Annotated in this window: 6 protein-coding genes; 5 read left to right on the top strand and 1 reads right to left on the bottom strand. The window is 39.2% G+C overall.

Annotated elements, in window-relative coordinates:
• Together ACT3SX_RS12530 and repM are read left to right on the top strand one after the other, a co-directional pair.
• The coding region (locus ACT3SX_RS12530; protein ID WP_444761768.1) for a hypothetical protein at positions 1-777 on the top strand (777 nt) is incomplete at its 5' end.
• Positions 778-1,147: 370 nt separating this feature from the next.
• Entirely contained in the window at positions 1,148-2,095 is a 948-nt protein-coding gene (repM, locus tag ACT3SX_RS12525) for a replication initiation protein RepM (protein WP_444761767.1), read from the top strand.
• A 213-nt stretch (positions 2,096-2,308) separates the two neighbouring features.
• Here repM and ACT3SX_RS12520 read toward each other — a convergent pair whose 3' ends face one another.
• Positions 2,309-3,058: a DUF3800 domain-containing protein gene (locus tag ACT3SX_RS12520; protein ID WP_192520867.1), complete on the bottom strand. Its 750-nt coding sequence runs from the start codon at positions 3,056-3,058 to the stop codon at positions 2,309-2,311.
• A 376-nt stretch (positions 3,059-3,434) separates the two neighbouring features.
• On the opposite strand from ACT3SX_RS12520, the gene ACT3SX_RS12515 reads away from it, so the two are divergent.
• The 3 genes from ACT3SX_RS12515 to ACT3SX_RS12505 all read left to right on the top strand — a co-directional run.
• The gene (locus tag ACT3SX_RS12515) at positions 3,435-5,063 is read left to right on the top strand and encodes a MobA/MobL family protein (RefSeq protein WP_444761766.1); all 1,629 of its coding nucleotides are present in this window, start codon (positions 3,435-3,437) and stop codon (positions 5,061-5,063) included.
• A gap of 351 nt (positions 5,064-5,414) precedes the next feature.
• A complete protein-coding gene (locus ACT3SX_RS12510) occupies positions 5,415-6,368 on the top strand; it encodes a replication initiation protein (protein WP_444761765.1) in 954 nt (317 codons plus the stop codon).
• Positions 6,369-6,764: 396 nt separating this feature from the next.
• A partial coding sequence (locus ACT3SX_RS12505; RefSeq protein ID WP_444761764.1) for a MobA/MobL family protein occupies positions 6,765-7,717 on the top strand: 953 nt, incomplete at its 3' end.

Here is a 7,717-nt window from a genome sequence, read left to right as displayed (position 1 = left end):
TCTACATGGGCAATTAGAGCAAATGAAGAGCTCAACAAAGTCCATAGCTTTAACTCAGCAAACATTAAATGGGCAGTTAGAACAAATGAACGATTCCGTGAACTTATCAACTCAACAGAACAACAGACAGCAAGGACTGTTGAACAAGAAAGATCAGTTAATAGCCTCATTGCAGAACGCACTGGAAAAAGAAGCTCAACACGCCCCAACCCCTTCGATGACGCAGCACGACGAGCAAGAATTGATCGAATTACTGAACAGGAAGGACGCTTTGATAGACGAACAGAGCAGTTCGATAGAGACATTGCACGAAACCGTTCAGCAGATGCGAGAACAGCTGAGGCTGCTGGACGTTTAAAACTAAATATGGCCATGGTTTTACTGAATCGACACCATGAAAATAGTACTCTACAGCATTGGGAGACAACAGAGGATTCCCCTGATAAATTTGATACTAGGCAACTTAATCTAATTGATAACTTTGCTCAGAAAATTGGTGCAGATAGCAAAATAACTGATTTCATTAACGATAGCAGACGAGTAGCTGAAATTTTTACTGCTGATTTGATCGAGCGAAACATAGAAATTTTTAAATTATTGCGTAATCCAGCAAAAGAGCGCGAGGAACACAATAAATCCCTTCCTAGAAAGCCCGTATCTGCCCCTCAGAGCGACTTAAACGAATTTACTAGGGGTTATGTAGATAATGAGCCTAAATCGTTAAATAGAGCAAATGAAAGCGTTTTAGTGTCATCTAAACGATATAGACGACCATAATCAGTTTTTTCCTTGTTTCCAGTGCGTCATACGATAGGTTAGTAGATTAGATGATCTTGAACGTAAAAATGAATTATTTTCTAGGTTTTTTTATTTTTTGTCTTTCTTAGTTATCAACAACCAAAAAGGTTTTTAATGTTTTTAATGTTTTTAAAAGCTTTTAAGCTTGCTGTAAGCCACGTATCATAAAGCTTTCCGAGCCCATTCATATACATTTACCTGTCAGTTCATATACATTTACCTGTCAGTTCATATACATTTACCTGTCAGTTCATATACATTTACCTGTCAATTATATACATAATAAATTATTGTATATTTATATACATAGTGTAATATATGTATATAAATACGGTTTAAGGTGGAATATATGGCAACTGACACAGTAGTTAAGTCAAATCGTTTGAATATGGCTATACAAAATCTATCACTGATTGAAATTCGGATTATTCAGCTAGCAATTATTGATGCACGAGAAACAGGCGAAGGACTAAGTACAGACAAGCCCTTAATCATAGCAGCATCACGCTATGCGGACGTGTTTGGTGTATCACGGCAGACGGCGCGGCAAGCCATATTAGACGCAGAGAAAACGCTTTTCGAACGTCGTTTTACTTTTATAGATGATATAGACGGCAAACCTGTAAAGTCTCGGTGGCTACAGCGTGTTAAATACTTAGATAATGAGGCGGCTATAGAGGTTTGTTTTACTTACGACGTTGTAACCGAAATATCTAGAATTCATGGTCTTGAGAAGTACTTTACACAATATCTATTGCGGCAAACATCACAATTAAAAAGCATTTATTCAGTACGACTCTACGAGTTGTTAGTGCAATGGAAAACCGCTAAAAAAACTTCATTATTTGAACTTAAAACATTCAGAGAACAGCTAGGTTTAGGTGTCAACGATTATAAAACTATGGGCAACTTTAAAGCTCGTGTTCTTGATAATGCGGTTAATGAAATTAATGAAAAATCAGACCTAAAAATCAGCTACGAACAGGTTAAAAAGGGCGTGGCTATAGCAGGCTTTAAATTTAAAGTATTGACGAAAGATAAGCCGAAGAAATCACAACTAGATAATAGCAGAGATGTAAATACAGCAGATATGTTCACGATTGGAGATCTAAACGATAAGCAGCTAGGGCGTATCGTTCGCAACCCTGCTTTTATGGCGGAGTATAATCATTTAGTAAGCCCCACTAGCCCAGCTGGACAGTCTATGCAAGGGTGGGAGTTTGAGATGATTAACCGCCTTAGAAAAGACGCTTCACAGTTTAATAAGCGTCCAATTAGAGACTATCTTGAATACTAGGGTTTATAAGCGTTTTAAATAGACATTGCTCCACATTTAGAAATTAAAGCTTTAGATGCGATTTTTTGTAGTCGTAGCGCACTTGGCAATATACATGAGATTGAACGTATCTAATATGGTTTGCTGTTGAGTGCTATATAGACTATAATTATTACATGGACCGGGGGTTCCCAGTCGGTAAAAGGTTCCAGCGTAATGCTGGGGCCTTTTATTTTATGGGAAAACCTTCAAACCGTAACCCTTATAACACATCCCAGTCATGCCCCTTCCGTACTGACAGTAAAATTTATGCTCAATAATGTCAAAAGATCTGTTGCTCTGAGCTGGTCTTAATACATGGTTGCCAATTGGGCGTGACACTAAGTCTGCAAATTGCAATCCTGTTGAGTTGACTTGTTTTGAGGCCATAATTAATTCAAAAGGGTATATCTCTTTATGAAAGTTATGTCCTTGGCAACAGAGATTAAACTCTTTTCGAACATCATTATCTTCATTTTTCCCACGCTGTTCAAAAACGATATGGGTTTTCTTATTTAGCTGATTCTTTTCCTTCAGAAAACGATATATACGCTCTAATCCATACTTGATACCTAAATGGTAAGGGTCTATTGGATTCGCATATTGTCTAATCAGCTCATCCTTACGTATAACGCATGAAACTAAGACAAAATTCGTGTCAGTCATCATCGTGGATAAGTCATTAATAAATAACCCCTGTTCAGACTTTGTCATATCTTTAAACTGCCCAGTATTCTTCACAATATCTCGTTCGTGCAGTACAATCATGTCATGACCAAAGTGTTTAAACTTCAGCTTCATCACGTTTTGGATTACTGTATTCTGATAATATTTTTTATGAAAAATACAAAAAGAAAGTACAAATACGGGGTATTTCTCATTGTAACCTGATAGATTCGGATCACCACTTTCATCCACATATACAATATAATCGCTATAACTCACTAGTAAACCACCTGAAAAAGTAAAAAATTATTAGGCATCTTAGATGCTTCATACTGTAATTTCACTAATTATCTGACAGCTTCAATAGATTGTGATGACCTCTTTCAGGGGTCAATGTTTGGTGTAAACGTTTGCTTTTCCCCACCCCTGCGTATATAAAAGGACGCACCCTGATATATGAAAAGACCCACCCTGATATATAAAAGGACGCACCCCAACATTACGCCTTGCATATCGTTTTTGCTTTTAGCCCTCTGCAAGAGTCCTCGAAGAGCGCAGTTTCGAGAAATCACATATTAGCCTACTTCGTGCTAATATGTGATTGTCTCAAACAGCGTTGGGGAAACCCCAAACCCCAAAAACCCGAGGTGCAAAAATGGCAATATTCAGAGCCGAAACCAAATCTCTCAGTCGTGGAAAAGCGCATAATTTAGCGGCTGCGATCTCATATCGTGCCGGTATAAAACTGACCGACAACAACAAACTAAATCCGAAAGCCAGGTCGTACGATTACACCAAAAAAACCGATGTGGTTCACAGTCAAATATTACTCCCTAAAAATTTGAGTGAGCAATTAGAAGCGTCCGATATTGAGTTGGATTTTCAGAGTATCGCTGATTTGGTTGAAAGGGGAGAAACCACCAAGCGCGGCAAAATGAAAAATAGCGCACGACTTGCTCGTGAATGGGTGTTATGCGGTGTGCCTGAACTGTCACGCGCTGAGAATATTGAACTGTTCGAGCAATTTGCTCAGCAGCAGAGTGAAGAACAGGGCGTGCTCAGCATGGTTTTTGTTCATGATCCCACCGCAGGTGATGACATGGCCACCACCAAAGCAGCAGCAGAGGGCAAAAGTATGGCTGCGCCTGATCCGCGAAACATTCACGCCCACATACTGCTATTAACCCGAGAGCTAGATATATCAAGGGATAACAAGCTATCGCTAGGCAAAAAATCGGATAGTGAAGTCTCTAATGATGAGCGTACGCGCCCAGTCGTACCAAAAGAACTCATTGGTGAAATCGATCCTGAGACAGGTGAAAAAATCCAGCAGGGGCGCGGATTATGTTCAAACAGTGAATGGCTCAAAAACACCCGTAAACAATGGGCGGATATTCTCAATGAACGACTGGCACAGAAAAGCATTCAGCCCGTGACTCATAAAAGCTACAGAGAAATAGGGTTAAAATTTAAACCAACCAAACACCTAGGAAAAGACGCGAGTATCTTAGAGCGTATGGGCATACAAACAGAAATAGGAATACATAATGAGTCAGTCAACAGATACAACCACAACCAAATTGAGCTTGCAGCAAATAGCGGAATTACTGGCAGCCAACAACGAATTGAGCGCAGCCAACGATGGATTGATGCAATCAGTAATGGCGATGAATACATTCAACGACAAATTGAGCAAACAAATCAACAGGAAAGATCGATTAATAGCCTCATTAGCAGAAGATCAGAACGCCCAAACCCCTATGAGCAGCAGCTCAGAACAAGCGCTGATAACCGAAAACAAAGAATTACAGATCTTGATGAACAAACAATCACTTTTGATAGAGTGTCAGAACGAGCGAATAGAAATGCTCGATACAGAAAACCAAGAATTAACGGGATTATTGGCGAGGTTGACAGACTAACCATGAAAACAGCCCTACTGTTTTCCAATCGTAGAAACGAGCCAATTTATACAGATAGACAAAAAGAGATTTTAGAAGAATTTGCTAATGAAAACAGCCTAGTGACAGGGGATTTCATGGAGGAAATTAGAGTTGCTAGAGCGTTTTTCAGCGATGCAGGTAATGCTCAAACCCATAAATATATCGTCAAACTTATAAATGACCCTCAGACAGAGGAACAGAATTACTCTAAAACGCTCAAATTTGAGGCTGAGAGCGGTTTAAACGAATTTACTAGGGATTCTGTAGGCGATAGTCCTAAAACGTCAGATAAAGCAGGTGAGAGCGTTTCTATAGCGCATAGACGATATAGACGACCGTAGCAATTATTTTTCTTGTTTCCAGTGCGTCATACGATAGGTTAGAAAATTATTAGATTTTGAACGTAAAAGTTATCAATTTTTTCTCTTTATTCTTTAATTATTCAAACAAAAATATATTTTTTACTTTTAAAGACTTTTAAAGACTTTTAGACTCTCGCAAAGCATTGGTATTCATAGGTTTCATACTTGATAATGCTAGTTTTGTCCCACTTAATGCTAGTTTTGTCCCACTTGGATGCTAGTTTTGTCCCACTTGGATGCTAGTTTTGTCCCACTTAATGCTAGTTCTTAGGTGTATCTAGCATTATAATAATGCTAGTATTGATTTTCTTTTAGCATTATGAGGTTTTTATGAGTAACGATGTGATGATTTTTGAGGCGAAATATCCTGAGGCATGGATTGTTATGCAAAATAGAATTACTCAGGCGTTTAGAGAGATGTCTATTGATGAAAAGCGTCTTATCATCTTGGCAAGCCCTGTAGTAAGGCTAAGTAAGGCGACTGAAAAGACACCTATAGAGGTTTCTTCCTCAGAATTTGCTCAATTAAGTGAAATTGATAGCCACTCAGCTTATAAGCAGATGAAGACAGCCAGTAAAAAACTGATGAAGCGAACATTCATATATAAAGATAAGGACGGTGTCGATACAGAGGTTCAATGGGTTATTAGATCAAAATATGGAAGCGGTTATGTAATGATGAACTTTACAGAAGAAGTTATCCAATTACTCAAGGTTTTTGATAGTTTGAATCCTTACACGAAATATTTAAAAGAGGATATTCTGAGCCTAAAATTGACATACTCAATTGACCTCTACCACCTAGCAAAAAAGCATCAGGGAATGGGTGGTTTTATTATTTCATTAGATGATTATAGGAAAGAGCTTGGAACGCCTAAATCATATTCACGAATCAATAATTTAAAAGATAATGCTGTTTATGCACCAATTCAGGAAATCAACGACAAGACGGATATTAAAATAGCTTATGAGAATGTAAAAAGAGGTAAAGAAGTAGTTGGTTTTAAATTCATAGTGAAAAGCAAACCTAGATCTAAGAAGGCGTTAGATTCAAAAAGAGATGAAAACACAGCAGATATGTTCACTACTGAAGGGTTAAGCGACAAGCAATTAGGGCGTATTGTTCGAAATCCTACTTTTATTGCGGAATACAATCATTTAGTAACCCCGACTAGCCCAGCTGGACAGTCACAACAAGCGTGGGAGTTTGAGATGGTTAATCGGCTTAAAAAAGACGCATCACAGTTTACAAAGCGTCCGATCAGAGAATATTTAGATTACTAAATTTTATAAATGTAGTGAATAACCCACCCACCTGCTTATTTTGACGTTTGTTTGTTTAAAATCGCTTTTGTTTGTTCAAAATGACGATGTTCAGGGCTTCATTTCGCGTATTCAGACTTTTAGCGATAAACAACTTGGTTATTTTGACGTTTGTGTGTTTAAAATCGTCTTTGTTTGATTAAAATAGCGTTTGTGTGTTCAAAATGACGTTTCTTTGTTTATTTTGAAGCCAGAAATACAGCGCAGTTTTTCATATTTCCTATTTTTTTTGGCTTTTTGTCCCTCTGACTAAGAGCGCAGTTTCGAGAAATGACATATTAGCCTACTTCGTGCTAATATGTCATTGTCTCAAACAGCGTTGGGGAAACCCCAAACCCCAAAAACCGAGGTGCAAAAATGGCGATCTTCAGAGCCGAAACCAAATCGCTCAGTCGTGGAAAAGGTCACAATTTAGCGGCGGCGATCTCATATCGTGCCGGTATAAAATTGACCGACAACAATAAAATAAATCCCAAGGCTAGGTCGTACGATTACACCAAAAAAACAGATGTGGTTCATAGCGAAATATTGCTCCCTAAAAATTTGCAGGCGCAACTGGACGAGTCTGAGATTGAGTTGGATTTTCAGAGCATCGCTGATTTAGTCGAGATTGGAGAAACCACCAAGCGCGGGAAAATGAAACATAGCGCACGCCTTGCTCGTGAATGGGTATTGTGCGGAGTGCCTGAACTAACACGCGCCGAGAATATCGAACTGTTTGAGCAATTTGCTCAACAGCAGAGCGAAGAGCAAGGCGTTCTCAGCATGGTTTTTGTTCATGATCCCACCGCAGGTGACGATATGGCCACCACCAAGGCGGTAGCAGAGGGCAAAAAGATGGGCAGCCCTGACCCACGCAATATCCACGCTCACATACTATTATTAACCCGAAAGTTAGACGTATCAAGCGATAACAAGCTATCGCTTGGCGAAAAATCAGACAGCGAGCTGTCTAACGATGAACGGACACGGCCAGTTGTACCAAAAAAACTCGTTGGCACCATTGACCCTGAGACAGGCGAAAAAATACAGCAGGGACGCGGATTATGCTCAAACAGCGAATGGCTCAAAAACACCCGCAAACAATGGGCGGATATTCTCAATGAACGGCTTGTACAAAAAGGCGTTCAGCCAGTCACTCACAAGAGCTATAGAGAAATAGGGTTAAAATTCAAACCCACCAAACACCTAGGAAAAAATGCTAACAATCATGAGCGTAGAGGTATACGCACAGTTATTGGAGAATACAATGAGTCAGTCAACGAGCAAAACCGCGCCCACATTGAGTTTGCAACAGACGGTCTTGCTAC

Source organism: Psychrobacter sp. AOP31-B2-9 (assembly GCF_052378005.1).
GTDB lineage: Bacteria > Pseudomonadota > Gammaproteobacteria > Pseudomonadales > Moraxellaceae > Psychrobacter.
The sequence above is the reverse complement of the archived record's forward strand: the minus strand, read 5'-3'. Positions and strand labels throughout refer to the sequence as shown.